The sequence below is a fragment of the Pseudophaeobacter sp. genome, from assembly GCF_039971195.1.
Lineage (GTDB): Bacteria > Pseudomonadota > Alphaproteobacteria > Rhodobacterales > Rhodobacteraceae > Pseudophaeobacter.
The window spans coordinates 1-17381 of record NZ_JBDWPJ010000026.1; the positions used below are offsets into that span (position 1 = coordinate 1).

Genomic DNA, 17381 nt, shown 5'->3' on the forward strand with positions numbered 1-17381 from the left:
TGTTCTTATGTCCAATCGGGGTGAGGAAGGCGGCGGAGGCGGCCACAGCCACGGCCATCAGGAACGGATCCGGTGAGACCCCCAGAGTATTTGCCATCTGGATGCCCACCGGAGCGGCGACAATCGCTGTGGCGGTATTGTTCAGCACATCCGATAGGGTCATGGTCACCACCATCAGCACCGTCAGCACCATCCAGGAGGGTAGGCCCGCTGTGAGGTCAATCAACCCATTGGCAATCAGTGCGGTGCCGCCCGAGGCATCCAGGGCTGCGCCGAGGGGGATCATTGATCCCAATAGAACCACCACCGGCCATTCCACATGGTCATAGATCTCTGCCACCGGTAGGATCTTGATCAGCACATAGCCCACGACGACCATTCCCAGGGCCACGGGGAGGTATATCAGCCCCAGAGAGGCCGCCAGCACCGCCAGGGCAAACATGCCGATGGCGGCCCAGGTCTTGTCATTGGCAGTGACGGAAAGGCCCCGTTCGGCCAAAGGCAGGCAGCCCAGCCATTCGGTGACATCGGCGCCGCGATCCCGGGGGCAGAGCAGCAGCAGAATATCCCCGGCCTCGATCTCGGTCTGGCGGATGTGTTTGGTCAGGCGTTTGCCCTGACGCGACAGGCCCAATAGGACGGTGCTTTGCCGCCAGGCTAGCCCCAGCGACTGCGCAGAGCGGCCATTGATACGGGCGGTTTCCGGCACCACCACCTCGATCACTTCCAGGCCTTCGCCTGCAGCGGTGAGCTTTTCTTGACGTGCCGCATCCGAGAAGTTCAGCGAAAGCGAGGTGCGGAATTCATCGAGGGTTTCGGGCGTGGCCTCGATCACCAGGGTATCGCCCGCCTGCAGAACCCTGCCGCTGGAGCGGCCATAGCGGCGTTTGCCATCGCGGATCAGCCCAAGGATGGCAATATCTGCTTGTTCGGCTTCTTTGTCGAGCGTCCCGAGCCGTTCTCCGATCAGTTTGGATCCCTCGGGGATCGTGAGTTCTGCAATGTAGTCTGATAGTTGCGCCTCGGAGTTGCCAGCTCCCATGTCGCTTTGTGGGATCAGGCGCCAGCCGATGAGGGCCACAAAGGCAAGCCCGGCAATCGCAGCGATGCCCCCGACTGGAGCAAAGTCAAACATGCCAAAGGGGGTGCCCATGGTCTCCTGCCGGATCGAGGCAATGATGATGTTAGGCGGGGTGCCGATCAACGTGGCCATACCACCAAGGATGGTGGCAAAGGAGAGCGGCATCAGGCTCAACCCCGGTGCGCGACCGGCCTTACGGGCGGTTTGGATGTCCACCGGCATCAACAGGGCCAGGGCCGCCACATTGTTCATGAAAGCCGAGAGCACCGCACCAATGCCGCCCATTAGGGCGATGTGGCTGCCCAGGCTGCGGCTGCTGTCCACCAGGGTGCGGGTAATCAGGAAGACCGCGCCGGAGCGCACCAACCCGGCAGAGACGATCAGCACCAGCGCCACCACCAGCGTCGCCGGGTGGCCAAAGCCGGAAAAGGCGTCCTTGGTCGGGACCAATCCCATGACCACTGCAATCATCAGTGCGGAAAAGGCAACAATGTCGTAGCGAAAGCGTCCCCAGAGGAACAGGCCAAAGACGACGGCAAAAATGGCAAACAATGCGGTTTGGTCAAATGTCATGGCGTCACTCTAGCCATTGGTGAAAGACAGGCAAGGTGACATGGGGTTTGCGCGTGGAAATAGCCTCGGAATGCAGGCCGCTGTCGGCAGTGCTTGAAAGCTCCCCCCGCCACAGGCTATATGAGCGCAAATTCAAGCATGCACGAGACAAAGGATCTACCATGGCAGGCCACTCAAAATGGGCAAACATCCAGCATCGCAAGGGTCGTCAGGACGCTGTGCGGTCAAAACTGTTTTCCAAACTGGCCAAGGAGATCACCGTGGCCGCCAAGATGGGCGACCCCGATGTCGATAAAAACCCACGTCTGCGTCTGGCGGTAAAAGAAGCCAAAAGCCAATCGGTGCCGAAGGACGTGATCGAACGCGCCATCAAAAAGGCCATCGGAGGTGATGCGGAAAACTATGATGAGATCCGCTACGAGGGCTATGGCCCCAGTGGCGTAGCGGTGATTGTCGAAACCATGACCGACAATAAGAACCGTACGGCATCGACTGTGCGCTCAACCTTCTCCAAAAATGGCGGCAATCTGGGCGAGACCGGTTCAGTTGGATTTATGTTCGACCGCAAGGGCGAAGTCACCTACAAGCCCGAGGTCGGCGATGCTGACACGGTGATGATGGCTGCGATTGAGGCCGGCGCCGAGGATGTGGAATCCTCCGAAGATGGCCATACCATCTATTGTGAAGACAGCGATCTCAACGATGTCTCCAACGCGCTGGAGGCAGAGCTGGGCGAATCCGAGAGCACCAAGCTGGTGTGGAAACCCACCACCACCACCGAGCTGGACCTGGAAGGCATGCAAAAGCTGATGAAGCTGGTCGATGCCCTGGAAGATGACGATGACGTGCAGCGCGTCACCACCAATTTTGAAGCCTCGGATGAGGTGATGGCGCAGCTTTGATCTGTCCCATTGATACTGTGAAATGATCAAAAGCCTCCGGGACCTCGGGGGCTTTTGTCTGTCCGCCCTAGGGCTGGTCGCGTAGCAAACCTGCGGCCAGGAGGGCTGCCGGACCTGGGTGCCAAAGCTCGGTGGCCGGTGTGGCAAATATCCGGTCGATGAACTCCGGGTGGATGCCCTGGGTGAGCAAAAAGCGGCGATCTTTTTCCTGTTCTGCTGTCAGATCAATTTGCGGCAGCCCACCAAAATAGTCGAGCGCATAGCCGTGAAAGCCGAGCTGACCCTGTGGCCCCAATTGCCGGGCCTCACCGGCGGCAAAGATCAGGGTACAGGCAGAGGCGCAGAGCCCGATAGCTTCGGTTGCCAAGCCTTTTGCCTGAATGATCTTGGCAGCGCCGCGCGCCTCATAGATATGGCCGCCGGGGCTAATGAGCTGCACTCGGGTCACATCGGGCTGCTGCAAAAGCTGTGCCCTGAGCGTCTTGGTGAGCCCAAAGGTGACCTCTCCGTCAAAGATTAGTATGGTTTTGTCCTCAGACACAGTCAGGCTGTAGCGTGTGGCATGGGCTAGCGCCCGTTGTTCTGCATAACTGGGTCCTTCGGGCGGGCGGTTGGCGATCAAGAGCGCCTGCCACCACAGAGACAGGCTGGCCAGGATCGCCAGAAAGAGCAAAAGATAGCCGCCCCAGATCGGCGCCATGGTGCCTGAACTGACCATATGCGCATCCGCAGACCGCAGATGGGCCCGGCTAGCCCAGAGAAACAAAAGCGCATCCGCGGCCATCAAGCCCCAGACCAGCCTTGGTGGCATTTGCAGCAGTTGATTTGCGCTCCACCACAGCGCCAATGCCGCCCCGCGCGGCAGCAGGATATGCCAGAGCAGGCTGGCCTTTAGACTGAAGGGCTCAGGCGGCATCAAGCGTATTTCTGGTGTAGGATGTCGTTCATTCCAAAACCGTGGAGATTTCAGCGAGCGGCTTCTTCAGCTTTGCGACGCCGGGCACGGTGGCATCCGAACTGGGGTGGCCCACAGCAATGATCATGGTGGGTTTTTCAGAGGCTGGGCGGCCCAATGCGGCATTGAGGAACTTCATCGGGTTGGGCGTATGGGTAAGGCTGCAGAGCCCGGCGCTGTGCAGGGCAGCCAACAGAAAACCCGTCGCGATATTGACGCTCTCCGGCACATAGTAGTTTTTGTAGCGACTGCCGTCGACAAATTCGCCCCAACGCTGGGCAAAAACCACGATGAGCCAGGGCGCTGTGGTCAGATGCGGTTTGTCGGCATCGGTGCCGATGGGCTCCAGCGCCTTGATCCATTCATCTCCGGCGCCCCCTGCATAAAAACGCCGCTCTTCCTCTTCGGCGGCGTCGCGGATTTGTTGTTTCAGGGCGGGGTTGGCGATGGCGACAAAATGCCAGGGCTGGTGATTGGCCCCGGATGGGGCCGAGCCCGCAGTTTTTATGCAAAGCTCGATGATCTCGCGGTCAACCGGCTGATCGGTAAAATCCCGTACCGTGTGCCGACGTTGCATATGGGTGAGAAACTCTGCCGCCTTGTCCTGCATTTCAGCATCGCTGTAGCCGGCTCGATCCGGTAGAGGCTGAGGCGCATAGGTGAGGGCGGATTTGGCAAACATTACGCAGGCTCCTGTGGTTGGATCAAATGACGTTTGGCAGAGCTTAGCACCGCACGGCTTAGGGGCGCCAGCGCCGGTTCCATGACCCGGCTCACCTGCCAGGTGAGGGCGATATCCAGCGCACTGTCTGGCAACAAAGGGATGAGCTCACCAGATGTGAGGGCAGGGGTGATCAGCTCGACCGGGTTCATCCCCCAGCCAAGCCCGGCAATCGCCGCATCGGCAAAGCCCTGTGTCGAGGGGATGAAATGAGCAGGCGGCGCAATGTCACTTTCAAAGTGCTCTGTGATCCAGCGCTGCTGTAGGGCGTCTTTGGCGTTGAAAATGAGGCAAGGGGCCTTGGCCAGCGCCTCTGATGTCAGGCCCTGCGGGAACCATTTGGCGATATAGTCAGGGCTGGCGGTGGCCTGATAGCGCATTGCCCCCAAGGGGCGGGCATTACAGCCGGTGATGGGTTTTGCGTGCCCAGTGACTGCAGCCGAGACCTCGCCGCGCCGCAACCAATCGGCGCTGTGGTCCTGATCGTCGATGACCAGATCGAACAGCAGGTCCGGTGTCGCGGCCATGGCTTCGATAAACCAAGCGGCCAGACTGTCGGCATTGATCGCGATGCGCAGATGTGGCGGCGACTCCTGGGCGCCGCGCTCCAGGGCCAACTCGCTGGAGACCAACCCCTCTAGTAAGGCAACATCTTCGGCATGTTTGGCCAGACGCAGCCCGGCCTCGGTACCGGTGCAGGGCAGGGCGCGTTTCACCAAAGCGGTGCCAACCCGATCCTCCAGAGCCTTGATCCTCTGGGAAATTGCCGAGGGGGTCACCGCAAGGTTTTGAGCCGCGGCCTCAAAGGATCCAAGCCGCAGTACTGCGGCGAGGGCAGAGAGGTGATTGGGGTCAAATCTCATTAGCTCTGCTTACTTTGGATAACCATCTTTAATTTTACTACTGAACCTGGGCGCGGTAGTCAAAGCCACAACACCTAAGTTACCCCGGAAAGATGCCTCCTATGCCGCTTGTATCCCTAATTCCTCCCAGCTTGTTTGCCGGCTTTGGCCTTGGTTTCAGTCTGATCCTGGCCATTGGGGCGCAAAATGCCTTTGTGCTGCGCCAGGGGCTGCGGCAGCAGCATGTGTTTTGGGTTTGCCTGGCCTGCGCGGGTTCCGATGCCTTGTTGATTGCCGCTGGGGTTCTGGGTTTTGGGACTTTGGCCCAGGCTTTGCCCTGGTTTGAAACGGTGATGCGATTTGGGGGGGCTGCCTTTCTGATCTGGTATGGGGCGCGCAGCCTAAGGGCCGCCTGGATCGGCGGCGAGGCGCTGGAGGCAGAGGTGGGCAAGGCAGAGCAGCTGTTGCTGCCGGTTTTGACCACGGTGCTGGCGCTGACCTGGCTCAATCCGCATGTCTATCTGGATACGGTCGTTCTGTTGGGGTCAATTTCAGCGCAGTATCCGGACCCGCTGGTCTTTGGAGTTGGGGCAATCATTTCCAGCTTCACCTTTTTCTTTTCGCTCGGCTATGGCGCCAGCCTGTTGGCACCGATCTTTGCCCGGCCCCGCGCCTGGCAGCTGCTGGATGTCTTTGTCGGGCTGACCATGTGGGCCATTGCCCATAAACTGTTGCTGATGTGACCGCAGTTAGTACGCCGCGCAACGACGGGTCAGAGCAGCTTTCGCGGGCCCGTTCCAGGCGGTAGCGGTCTGTCTCATTTGAGGTGATTGTTTTGTGAAGGGTTGTCTGTCCTCGCGTTTGGGTGTTCTGTCTACTTTATGAGCACACATATCAATACAGTCGGGTCCAGTAAGAGCCCCCTTGTCGGGGTGTTCTGGATGTTGATGACAGGCCTCTGTTTTGTGGCGGTGACGGCGCTGGTGAAATACCTGGGCCACCGCATCCCACCAGCGCAGTCAGCCTTTCTGCGCTATCTGCTGGGGCTGGTGTTCCTCATTCCCATGATTGGCACGTTACGCCGCGCGACTTTGACACCAAAGCTCTGGGCGCTTTTTGCCACGCGCGGTCTGGTGCATTCCGGCGGCGTTATTCTGTGGTTTTTTGCCATGACGCAGATCCCATTGGCTGAGGTGACGGCGATGAACTATCTCTCACCGGTCTATGTTACACTGGGGGCGGCCCTGTTTCTGGGAGAGAAGCTGGCCCTGCGGCGGATCGCGGCTGTTGTGGTGGCGCTATTGGGCGCGGTAATCATTCTGCGTCCCGGTTTTCGCGAGATCTCGCCTGGACATATCGCCATGCTGTTCACCGCGCTGGCCTTTGGTGTGTCCTATCTGTTGGCCAAGTTCACTGTGGATGACACTAACCCGGTTGTGGTTGTGGCGATGTTGTCGATCTGGGTGACGCTGGGGCTGGCGCCCTTTGCGCTCGCGGTCTGGGTAGCGCCAAGCCTGCCAGAGCTGGCAATCCTGTTTGCGGTGGCCTGTTTTGCCACGGCGGGGCATTTCACCATGACCCTGGCCTTTGCCGCAGCGCCGCTGACGGTGACACAGCCGGTCACCTTCTTGCAGCTGATCTGGGCAACCCTGCTGGGAGCATTGGTGTTTTCGGAGCCGGTGGATATCTGGGTGGTTTTTGGCGGCGGTCTGATCCTGGCGGCGATCAGTTTTATCACCTGGCGCGAAGCGATGCTGAAGCGAAGGGCAATCACGCCGCCCGATGCGGCCACAAAGGTCTGACTGACGCATGAGTGTTACAAAAGGTTTCTACATAGGTATTTTGGTTTAATAGCAGGGACGTAGCCTATGGGGAGGCGAAGCGGAGGATTTTTCAGCGCAGTTGCGCTGTGGCTGGTCTGGCTGGCAGGCCCGGTCTGGGCTGGGCTGGAAATCTGCAATGACACGGACGCCTCCCATAATATCGCAGTTGCCTACAAACAAGACGGACGCTGGGTTTCCGAGGGCTGGTGGAACCTGTCACCTGCAGCCTGTATCACACCGCTCCCCGATGATTTAAAGTATCGGTTTTATTATTACCGGGCCACCAGTCCGGGCTGGAGTTTCCGCGATGATCAGCTGGCCTTTTGCACCAAACCCGGGATTTTTTCCATTGTGGGTGACTATGACTGCCAGCGACGTGGATATGGTACCGACTATTTTGCCAAGATCGATACTGGCAAAGAAGGGCTGCATTTCCGCCAAGAGCTGAGCGCGCATTCCAGCCCTGCGTTACCTTCTTCTGAGGAGGCTGGGGGCGCCACATCAAGGCTTTGGGGGAGACCCTTTGTTGGGGCCGCTGTGTTTCATAATTGTAGTCCGCAGTTTCGTGATTTTGACAGTTTCTGCACTTTTGTCGGGCCCGGGCGGGTTTTTACCGTGTTGGAGGACGGCCGCACCGCGAAGCAGGTGTTTGCACAGCTCAGAGAGATGCAGGCGGGGACGCCGATCCTGATGGAAGGTGATCTGGCGGGCCTCTACGAAAACACCCTTGAGCTGGTGTTGCGGGATGTTAAACCCCGCAGCCCCAATGTCGAAGATGAATTTCTGGAGGCATTGCAGGGGAGCTGGTATTCCGCCACGGATCCAAGGGATGTTTTTACCATCGCGGGCAGCGGTCGGCGAAACCGCTATGCGGGGGCCCTTACCTCAATGGAATACCTCTCGGTGATGCAATACTGCGGTGAGTATGATGGCGACGGGCCTTATCTTTACGCCTGGGACAGCCAGGGCGGCACCGGGCTGTGCTACATCCTGCGCAAGGTCTCTGAAACGGAGCTGGTCCTGAGCTACCTGCCCAGAGGGACGGAGCTGAGATACCTGAAGGTTGACTGATCAGGTCTCCCTTGTGGAGGGAACAGCAGATTGGCCCTGCGGGTTGAGGCTCGTCCGGCACCTAAGAGAGCGTCAGATTCACAACCTGATGTGCGGCACGCCGCGCCGCGTCAGGCTGGACCTTGCATTCTGATTGCGCCGCTTCCAGCCAGACGCCATCCATATAGCATTGCAATGCACTGCGCGCTGTTTCAACGCGATCAGGGGGCAACAGGTTAGTCAATTCGGCACGCACATGGCTGCGGACCCGGTGGCGATTGATTCGATGCAACCGCGACAGACGTGGCGAGTAGGGCGCATTGGCCCAGAACTGCATCCAGAGGCTACACTGCGGAACGGTAAAAAGAGCGTCGGAAAAATTCGCATCCATAACCGCATAAAGCCTCTCTTTTGGAGTCTTGGCAGCGCCATAGCCATCAATCATCGCCTGGCGCAATTTGCGCAGCAGATGCCGCATGGTGGCCTCCATCAGGCCTTCCTTGGAACCGAAGTAATAATTGATCGAAGCAGCTGATGCGCCGGCCTCTTGGGCAATTTCTGCCATTGTAACAACAGAGTAGCCGCGTTTGTGCACCGCCACGATAGTGGCTTCGATCAATTCTTCGTTGCGAATGTCTCTAATACGTTTTCTTGCCATGCCAGAGTTTTGCGTCACTTGGGCGCGGGTTTCAACAGTTGTTATTTTCAGATTAAAACTTGTACAGCCGTTCAGAAATGTGTTTGGGCAAATAGCTTTCCGTGTTAGGAACCGCCTCCATGTTCTGGGGCGACACAAGCCCGTCATGGGGAGGGACATATGACACTCATCATTTCCGTCGGCGTTTTGCTGGCTTTTGCGCTGGTGATTTTCTGCACCGTCAAGTGGTGGAACCTGCCAAACATCGGGGTGACTCCGGTGCCGCTGTTCACCTTCATCGCGATTTTGTTCACGTCTGGCTTGGATGTTGGGCTGATTATGTTCCCGCTGGCCTTTGACTTTCCGCTCTATGCGGATGTCGCGACCGAGCCCGCCTATGGCTTCACCAACCCGCTGGCGCTGGAGTTCGGCTTTTGGGGCTTCCTGATCTGGGCCTTCTATTTCCTGACGGCCTTTTACTTTTGTGTCATCGAACCGCGGGTGAAGTTCTTTGAGATCGGCATCGTGAAGTTCATCAACAACCTGGTGATCATCACCACCTGTGCCTTCACCGGTGCCCTGTTCCTGATCTACATGCCCTATTACATTGCCGAAGTTGGTGATGGAGAAAGCATCCTGCCAGCCTTCTATATCATCTGTTTCCTGGTGATCCTGATTGCAGCCTATTCTTCCACCGACATCAAATATGTGCGGGTTCTGTCCGTTGGGTCTACCTTCCTGTTTATCGCGCTGATCCTGGGGATGTGGTTGCATGCTGGCATGGGCCTGGGAGAATTTGCCTCAACCGCGGGGAACATTGGCGGTTACTTTGCCAATATCCACAAATTCGTGCTGCCACTGACCGACTACCATGAATTCTACCTGTTCTGGTGGTTTGCCTGGTCGATCATGATTGGACAGTTCACATCCCGTTTTGTGGGTGGGTTGAAGACATGGCAGCTGCTTGCTGCGCTGCTGATCTTCCCCTCCATTCCGCTGGCGACCTGGTTCTCGGTGCTATACTTTTACCACCTTAATGCCATTCCCACCGCTGGATTGGTGAACTGGTCGATGACCATTGTGGGGATCCTCTTTGTGATCAACTCCTTTGACTCGCTGATCCGTCTTTACACCGATAATCTAAATCTCTCTGCCGAACGGTTTGGCAAGCTGCCCTATGTGTTGGGCAATGCGATTGGATTGTTTGCTTTGACGCTCGCCTTCCAGAGCCAGTGGCTGCAGATCCAGTGGGTCGGCACTGTCGTTATCGGGCTCTACATCACCTGTCTGGGGTACATCCTTTTCTACAAACGTCGCGAAGTGATGAGCATCACCACCTCGCCCGAGGAAAACACGCTCGATTTCCACCGGATCGACCGGGTGCACTAGACGTTTTGAAATTTCACCTCCCGGTCAATGGATTGGGGGGTGAAGCGTCAGCAAGTGACGCGAACAGACCAGCGGCTTTAGGCGCGCTCAGTAGACTGACAGGATGAAACAGGGCCAAGCGGCCAGAGCATGAGGATGCACCGCAGATGACACAGCCAAATATCCTGATCCTGATGGTCGATCAGTTGAACGGAACCCTGTTTCCGGATGGTCCGGCGGATTGGCTGCACGTCCCGAACCTGAAGAAGCTGGCGGCGCGCTCCACCCGCTTTGCCAATGCCTATACCGCCTCGCCGCTCTGTGCGCCGGGGCGTGCCTCGTTTATGTCGGGGCAGCTGCCTTCGCGCACCGGGGTCTATGACAATGCAGCCGAATTCCGTTCGGATATTCCCACCTATGCGCATCACCTGCGTCGTGCGGGCTATTACACCTGCCTTTCGGGCAAGATGCATTTTGTCGGCCCCGATCAGCTGCACGGGTTTGAGGACCGCCTCACCACCGATATCTACCCGGCAGATTTTGGCTGGACGCCGGACTACCGCAAGCCGGGTGAGCGCATCGACTGGTGGTATCACAACATGGGTTCTGTCACCGGGGCAGGGATGGCTGAAACTTCGAACCAGATGGAATACGATGATGAGGTCGCTTACAATGCCACCTCCAAACTTTATGAGCTTTCACGCGGGCTTGACGCACGTCCCTGGGCCGTAACTGTCAGCTTTACCCATCCCCATGACCCCTATGTGGCGCGCAAGAAATTCTGGGACCTCTATGAGGATTGCGAGCATCTGCTGCCGCAGACCCCGGCGCTGGACTATGCAGATCACGACAGTCACTCAAAGCGGATTTTTGACGCCAATGACTGGCGTAGTTTCGACATCACCGAGGGTCATATCAAACGCGCTCGCCGCGCCTATTTTGCCAATATTTCTTATCTCGATGACAAGATCGGCGAGATCCTGCAGGTGCTGGAAGACACGAGGCAAGAGGCTACGATCCTGTTTGTCTCTGATCACGGCGATATGCTGGGGGAGCGCGGCCTCTGGTTCAAGATGAGCTTTTATGACGGCTCCGCGCGGGTGCCACTGATGATCTCCTCGCCGGATCTGCCCGCAGGTTTGATTGAGACCCCGGTCTCGACGCTAGACGTGAACCCCACCCTTGGGGCGCTGGCTGGTTTGCCGATGGAAGAAATCGCTCCCTGGACGGATGGCGAGGATCTCTGCCCGCTGGCCAAGGGGCAGGAACGCACGAGCCCGGTGGCGATGGAATATGCCGCCGAGGCCTCTTATGCGCCGCTGGTTTCCCTGCGCTATGGAAAATGGAAATATAACCGCTGCGCGCTTGATCCCGACCAGCTGTTTGATCTGGAGGCGGACCCGTTGGAATTGACCAACCTGGCCGACGACCCGGCCCATGCAGGCACGCTGCAGACGCTCAAGGCCAAATCCGAAGCGCGTTGGGATCTGGACCAGTTTGACGCTGATATTCGCGCCAGCCAGGCGCGGCGCTGGGTAGTCTACGAGGCCCTGCGCCAGGGCGGCTACTACCCCTGGGACTACCAGCCTTTGCAAAAGGCCTCGGAACGCTACATGCGCAATCACATGAACCTCGACACCTTGGAAAGCGACAAACGTTTTCCGCGTGGTGAATAACCCGATTTTCGAAGCCCTCCTCGAAACCAACAGATACGAGCCCGATATGACCCATCTTGCCCAACCTAAAGCCAGCCATTTTATCAATGGTGAATATGTCGAAGATACCAGTGGCACGCCGATCCCGGTGATCTATGCCGCCAGTGGGGAGCAGATCGCCACCGTCTACGCGGCCACGCCTGCCATTGTCGAGCAGGCACTGGCCAGCGGCAAGGCCGCGCAAAAGGCCTGGGCCAAGATGAGCGGCACCGAGCGGGGCCGGATCCTGCGGCGAGCCGCTGATATAATCCGCGAGCGCAACCATGAGCTTTCGGTGCTGGAAACCTATGATACCGGCAAGCCGATGCAGGAGACCCTGGCGGTGGATGCTACCTCTGGCGCCGACGCGCTGGAGTATTTTGGCGGATTGGCGGGCAGTCTGACCGGAGAGCACATCCCGATGGGGGAAGACTGGGTCTATACCATTCGTGAGGCGCTTGGCCTTTGTGTTGGCATCGGCGCCTGGAACTACCCCACCCAGATCGCCTGTTGGAAGGGCGCGCCTGCGCTGGCCTGTGGCAATAGCATGGTGTTCAAACCCTCCGAAGCAACACCGCTTTGTGCCCTGAAAGTGGCCGAAATTCTGCACAAGGCGGGCCTGCCTGCCGGGGTCTACAACGTGGTGCAGGGCATGGGCGAAGTGGGCGGCGCGCTGGTCACTGATCCGCGCGTCGACAAGGTCTCGCTGACCGGCTCGGTGCCCACCGGCAAGAAGGTCTACGCGGCTGCAGCCGAGGGCATGAAACATGTGACCATGGAGCTGGGGGGCAAATCGCCGATGATCGTCTTTGATGATGCGGATATCGAGAATGCCGTGGGTGGCGCCATCAATGGCAATTTCTACTCCTCCGGGCAGGTCTGTTCGAACGGCACCCGCGTTTTTGTGCAAAAAGGTATCAAGGAGAAATTCCTTGCCCGTCTGGCCGAGCGGACCGGAAATGCAGTGATTGGTGATCCGCTGGATGAGGCAACCAGCTTTGGTCCCATGGTCAATGAAAACCAGATGAATATCGTTCTGGGCTACATCGAGAAGGGCAAGGCCGAGGGGGCACGGCTCATCTGTGGTGGCGCACGCTGCGACAGGCCGGGCTGGTATCTGCAGCCCACGGTCTTTGCTGATGTGACTGATAATATGACCATTGCCCGCGAAGAGATTTTTGGCCCGGTGATGTCGGTGCTGGATTTTGACACTGAAGAGGAAGTTGTGGCCAGGGCCAATGACACCGAATTTGGTTTGGCGGCCGGGGTATTTACCCAGGACTTCACCCGCGCCCACCGGGTGATTGGCAATCTGGAAGCAGGCAGCTGCTTTATCAACTCCTACAATGATGCGCCGGTTGAGGCGCCTTTTGGGGGGGTGAAGGCTTCGGGTGTTGGGCGCGAAAACTCCAAAGAAGCGATCAAGCATTTTAGCCAGGTGAAATCGGTCTATGTGCGCATGGGCGATGTAGAGGCGGCTTTCTGATTGCCCTTTGGGTCAACGCCCACCCACCCGCCCGTTGCCCCAAAGGGCAAGGGTAAGGGTTTGCTTAAAAATCCCCTGAGGGCGCATTGCACCCTCAGGGGACGAGACCAATGAAGATGCAGATTCACACAGTATCAAGGACAAGACGCGCTGGCGCGTGGCCCGGCGGCCTCCTTGACCCCGTGAGAATCCGTGATGGAGAGAAGCGATGAAAGCGGATTATGTGATTGTTGGGGCGGGCTCGGCGGGATGCGCCATGGCCTATCGTTTGTCGGAGGCTGGCAAATCGGTGCTGATCGTTGAACATGGTGGCACCGATGTTGGGCCGCTGATCCAGATGCCCGGTGCCCTGTCTTATCCAATGAACATGTCGCTCTATGACTGGGGCTATAAATCCCAGCCTGAACCGCATCTGGACAATCGCGAACTGGTGACGCCGCGTGGCAAAGTGGTGGGCGGTTCGTCCTCGATCAACGGCATGGTCTATGTGCGCGGCCATGCCGGGGATTACAATTATTGGGCCAAAAGTGGTGCGCAGGGCTGGTCCTATGCCGATGTGCTGCCTTATTTCAAACGCATGGAAACCTGGGATCCCCGTGGCCAGGGCGGTGATGCGGATTGGCGTGGCACGGATGGTCCGCTGCATGTGACCCGTGGCCCACGCGACAACCCGCTGCATGATGCCTTTGTCTCTGCCGGAAAACAGGCGGGCTACCCGGTGACCGAGGATTACAACGGTGAGCAGCAAGAGGGTTTTGGCCCGATGGAGATGACGGTCTACAAGGGGCAGCGTTGGTCGGCGGCCAATGCCTATCTGCGTCCGGCCTTAAAACGCGACAATTGTGAGATGATCCGGGCCTTTGCCCGCAAAGTGGTGATCAAGGATGGACGCGCCACCGGGGTTGAGGTGGAACGCAGCGGCAAGATTGAAGTGATCGAGGCCGGGGTGGAGGTGATCCTGGCCGCGAGCTCATTGAACTCGCCCAAACTGCTGATGCTATCCGGCATTGGCCCGGCAGAGCACCTGGCGGAACATGGCATCGAAGTGGTGGCAGATCGCCCTGGCGTGGGGCAGAACCTGCAGGACCATCTGGAGTTCTATTTCCAGTATGCCTGCAAGCAGCCGATTACCCTGTTCAAATACTGGAACCTCCTGGGCAAGGCCTGGGTCGGGGCGCAGTGGTTCTTTACCAAAACCGGGCTTGGGGCCTCGAACCAGTTTGAAAGCGCGGCCTTCATTCGCTCTGACAAAGGCGTCGACTACCCGGATATCCAGTATCATTTCTTGCCCATCGCGGTGCGCTATGACGGACAGGCGGCGGCTGAGGGTCATGGGTTTCAGGCCCATGTGGGGCCGATGCGGTCTGAATCGCGCGGCGCGGTCACCCTGGCCAGCGCCGACCCAAAGGACGCGCCAAAGATCTTTTTCAACTATATGTCGACCGAGCAGGACTGGATTGATTTTCGCAAATGTGTCCGCCTCACCCGCGAGGTTTTTTCCCAGGAGGCCATGCAGCCCTATGTGAAGCATGAGATCCAACCGGGCGAGGCGCTGCAAAGCGACGCAGAGATCGACGGTTTTATCCGCGAACATGCCGAAAGTGCGTATCATCCCTGTGGAACCTGCAAAATGGGTGCTCTAAACGATCCGATGGCGGTGGTTGACCCGGAATGCCGGGTGATTGGCGTTGAGGGCCTGCGGGTGGCGGATAGCTCCATCTTCCCGCGGATCACCAATGGCAACCTGAATGGACCTTCGATCATGACCGGCGAAAAGGCGGCAGATCACATCCTAGGGCGGCGTCTTGCGGCCTCGAACGCTGAACCCTGGTTCAATAAGGACTGGCAGGTCAGCCAGCGCTGACCTGGCCCCGCTGAGAGAGAAGAGAAACGCCATAGGCACTCTTCAGGAGGCCAATGGCGTTTTTTGAATTCAGGCAGATTGTTGCCGCGCATGGTGCTTAAAAAAACGCAGCCATATATCTGTTTTCAGGTGTTTGTTTGATCCGAGTCAATGTGGCGGCCCCGGGAGCGCCCTAGCCTGTGTTCGACCCCAAGAGAAGGAGCGAACAGATGTCCAATACCCCCCATGAGCTGGCCGAAGAATTCCCAGACAAAGTCGAAGTGATGAGCCAATTGAAACAGTCTGATGCGCATTTTGCCAAGTTGGCGGATGAGTATCACGAGGTAAACCGGGCCGTGCACCGGGCAGAGACCAATGTTGAGCCATTGGAAGAGCTGACCGAGGTGGAGTTGCGCAAGAAGCGCGGTGTGCTCAAGGATGAGATCTGGAGTATCCTGTCCAAGGCCTGATAGCTCCTGACCAGTTAAAGGCGACCCTTTCCAATTCAGGAGCGGGCCGCCTGGTCCATTGTTGGTAACGAGTTTAGGGGGCCTTTGCGTCCCCTTTTTCGTTTGCCCCAGCCTCAGATCGTGCGGCGGTTGGTATTCGACCTAGCTCACCTCGTAGGGCAGGACGCCGCGCTGATCATTGTTGATGCTGAGGCGGCGCTCCAAGGGCGGTACGGATCGTTGGTGGCATTGCTTTCGCTCGCAAATGCGGCAGGAGATGCCGATGGGCTCATAGGCCGAGGCATGGCTCATATCCAGATTGTCGGCATAGACCAGCGCATCCGCATGGCGCACCTCGCAGCCCAGGGCAATGGCATAGCGGCGCACAGGAGAGCCAAAAGAGCCGCCTGATTTGGACACATCTCGCGCCAGGGAGATATAGCGTACCCCATCCGGGGTTTCCGCCAACTGGCGCAGGAATCGACCGGGTGTTTCAAAGGCCCGGTGCACGTTCCACAAAGGGCAGGCGCCACCAAAGCGGGCAAACTGCAGCCGGGTTGCGGAATGGCGTTTGGTGATGGTGCCCGCCTGATCAACCCGGACAAAAAAGAACGGAATACCCTTGGCACCGGGGCGTTGCAGCGTCGACAGACAATGCGCCACCTGTTCAATTGAGGCGCCAAACCGGGTGGCAAGCCGCTCCAGATCGTGGCGATCCTCCTGCGCCGCTGCTAGGAAACGGCCATAGGGCATCAAGGCGGCGCCTGCAAAATAGTTGGCCAGGCCAATTTTGGCGATGGCGCGGGCTTCCTCGCTGTGGAAACGGGCGAAATCCAAGGTGGCCTCCAGCAGGCTGTCCTGGCTGAGCAAGGCAACCTGCAGCAGCAGTTGAAAGACTTGAGTTGGCGGGCTGGACCGGTTGGAGAGCTGCAGAGTGCGGGTTTCCGGGTCATAGCCGCGCAGCCCATCCATATCGCCGTAGTTTATAGTGATCCCGGCATTCTCTAATGCTGTGGTCGCAGCAAGGCGCACATCGGCCGAGCCGGCGAAACGCTCGGCGGCGCGGTCCACTGCGTCAATATAGTTGTCGCAATAGTGGAAAAAGTCGCGCACTTCCTCCCAAGGGCTGGCCTGGATGCGGGAATCTTCGCGCCCCAGGGCCTCGTCCAGCGAGGCCAGTCGCTCATGGGTCTGACGGTAGGCTCGGTGCAGGCTGAGAAAGGCCCGCGCCAGGGCCGGGGCATTGGAGGCCGTGAGGCGCAGATCTGCCAGTGGCGGCGCTTCATCAGCAAAGACGGGATCGGCCATCGCCTCGCGCATATCACTGACCAGGCGCTCGCTGTCACCGGTGGACAATTCGGTCACATCCATGCCGAACTCTTGCGCCAGCGCCAGAACCACGGTGGTAGAGACCGGCCGGTTGTTGTTTTCCATCTGGTTGAGATAGGGCAGCGAAACCCCCAGCTTGGCTGCAAAATCCTTTTGAGTCAGCTCCAGCCGGGTTCGCATTTCGCGCAGTTTTGCACCAGCGTATAGTTTTTGAGTGGCCATCGGGGGGGGTGCCTTTGCAAATCCTGGATGGGGTCACTGTATAAATGCAAATTTAGTGGCGCAAGCGGTTCACGCACCAAAAGCAGTTGCACATTGAAGGGTTAGTGTAGTGGGACACTTCGCGTTGCAGTAAGCGACACTTCCCATTGCAGCAACTTTTCTGTCGATTTGAGGGCTGGGGAAGTCAGCTCTCAGCCCTTTTACGACGTTTGTGCATCGCGCAGGATTGGCCGACACTCAGGCACAACGGGCGTATTTCGTTGAAAAACTCGCCTTGATTTGAGTGGTTAGCGCTGATTCAATTCTCGCAGGGTGTGGGGGATTTTGCGATGATGGGACCGAAGCAGGAAGTACAAGCGGCGTTGTTCTATGATTTCTCGCTTGAGGATCACATCCCGCAAGATCA

15 protein-coding genes are annotated in these 17381 nt (G+C 58.2%); 9 read left to right on the plus strand and 6 right to left on the minus strand.

All coding sequences use genetic code 11. The annotated features are described in order from the left end of the window. On the minus strand, positions 1-1654 hold a 1654-nt coding region (locus ABJP42_RS01795), incomplete at its 3' end, for an SLC13 family permease (RefSeq protein ID WP_348338188.1). A gap of 161 nt (positions 1655-1815) precedes the next feature. On the opposite strand from ABJP42_RS01795, the gene ABJP42_RS01800 reads away from it, so the two are divergent. After that, positions 1816-2556 carry a YebC/PmpR family DNA-binding transcriptional regulator gene (locus tag ABJP42_RS01800; protein WP_348338189.1) on the plus strand — a complete coding sequence of 247 codons (741 nt, stop codon included), beginning with the start codon at positions 1816-1818 and terminating at the stop codon, positions 2554-2556. Positions 2557-2623: 67 nt separating this feature from the next. Here ABJP42_RS01800 and ABJP42_RS01805 read toward each other — a convergent pair whose 3' ends face one another. From ABJP42_RS01805 to ABJP42_RS01815, 3 genes are read right to left on the minus strand one after another with little or no spacing between them, the layout of a single operon-like run. Then, positions 2624-3472 (minus strand): COG3904 family protein, encoded by an 849-nt coding sequence (locus tag ABJP42_RS01805; protein ID WP_348338190.1) that lies wholly within the window; start codon positions 3470-3472, stop codon positions 2624-2626. Between the two features lie 28 nt (positions 3473-3500). Further along, positions 3501-4193 carry a nitroreductase family protein gene (locus tag ABJP42_RS01810; protein ID WP_348338191.1) on the minus strand — a complete coding sequence of 231 codons (693 nt, stop codon included), beginning with the start codon at positions 4191-4193 and terminating at the stop codon, positions 3501-3503. Beyond that, complete coding sequence (locus ABJP42_RS01815; RefSeq protein WP_348338192.1) at positions 4193-5095, minus strand: LysR family transcriptional regulator ArgP; 903 nt, start codon at positions 5093-5095, stop codon at positions 4193-4195. The genes ABJP42_RS01810 and ABJP42_RS01815 overlap by 1 nt, the downstream gene beginning before the upstream one ends. A gap of 101 nt (positions 5096-5196) precedes the next feature. Here ABJP42_RS01815 and ABJP42_RS01820 point away from each other — a divergent pair, with 101 nt between their 5' ends. The 3 genes from ABJP42_RS01820 to ABJP42_RS01830 all read left to right on the plus strand — a co-directional run bounded on the left by ABJP42_RS01820 (position 5197) and on the right by ABJP42_RS01830 (position 7968). Then, on the plus strand, positions 5197-5817 hold the full coding sequence (locus tag ABJP42_RS01820; protein WP_348338193.1) for a LysE/ArgO family amino acid transporter: 621 nt from the start codon (positions 5197-5199) through the stop codon (positions 5815-5817). Between the two features lie 138 nt (positions 5818-5955). After that, positions 5956-6876, plus strand: a complete 921-nt coding sequence (locus ABJP42_RS01825) for a DMT family transporter (RefSeq protein ID WP_348338194.1) — start codon at positions 5956-5958, stop codon at positions 6874-6876. Between the two features lie 66 nt (positions 6877-6942). Continuing rightward, positions 6943-7968 carry a DUF1036 domain-containing protein gene (locus tag ABJP42_RS01830; RefSeq protein WP_348338195.1) on the plus strand — a complete coding sequence of 342 codons (1026 nt, stop codon included), beginning with the start codon at positions 6943-6945 and terminating at the stop codon, positions 7966-7968. 61 nt (positions 7969-8029) lie between these two features. Here ABJP42_RS01830 and betI read toward each other — a convergent pair whose 3' ends face one another. Then, positions 8030-8605 carry a choline-binding transcriptional repressor BetI gene (gene betI, locus ABJP42_RS01835; RefSeq protein WP_348338196.1) on the minus strand — a complete coding sequence of 192 codons (576 nt, stop codon included), beginning with the start codon at positions 8603-8605 and terminating at the stop codon, positions 8030-8032. Positions 8606-8764: 159 nt separating this feature from the next. Here betI and ABJP42_RS01840 point away from each other — a divergent pair, with 159 nt between their 5' ends. From ABJP42_RS01840 to ABJP42_RS01860, 5 genes are all read left to right on the plus strand, one after another. Then, a complete protein-coding gene (locus ABJP42_RS01840) occupies positions 8765-9973 on the plus strand; it encodes a BCCT family transporter (RefSeq protein ID WP_348338197.1) in 1209 nt (402 codons plus the stop codon). Between the two features lie 146 nt (positions 9974-10119). Continuing rightward, on the plus strand, positions 10120-11628 hold the full coding sequence (gene betC / locus ABJP42_RS01845) for a choline-sulfatase (protein WP_348338198.1): 1509 nt from the start codon (positions 10120-10122) through the stop codon (positions 11626-11628). A 46-nt stretch (positions 11629-11674) separates the two neighbouring features. Then, positions 11675-13132 (plus strand): betaine-aldehyde dehydrogenase, encoded by a 1458-nt coding sequence (betB, locus tag ABJP42_RS01850; RefSeq protein WP_348338199.1) that lies wholly within the window; start codon positions 11675-11677, stop codon positions 13130-13132. A gap of 208 nt (positions 13133-13340) precedes the next feature. Then, on the plus strand, positions 13341-14996 hold the full coding sequence (gene betA / locus ABJP42_RS01855) for a choline dehydrogenase (RefSeq protein WP_348338200.1): 1656 nt from the start codon (positions 13341-13343) through the stop codon (positions 14994-14996). Positions 14997-15205: 209 nt separating this feature from the next. Continuing rightward, on the plus strand, positions 15206-15445 hold the full coding sequence (locus ABJP42_RS01860; RefSeq protein WP_348338201.1) for an HP1242/YdcH family protein: 240 nt from the start codon (positions 15206-15208) through the stop codon (positions 15443-15445). A 141-nt stretch (positions 15446-15586) separates the two neighbouring features. On the opposite strand, the gene ABJP42_RS01865 is transcribed toward ABJP42_RS01860, so the two are convergent. Continuing rightward, the gene (locus ABJP42_RS01865) at positions 15587-16975 is read right to left on the minus strand and encodes a helix-turn-helix domain-containing protein (protein WP_348338202.1); all 1389 of its coding nucleotides are present in this window, start codon (positions 16973-16975) and stop codon (positions 15587-15589) included. Positions 16976-17381 lie beyond the last annotated feature (406 nt).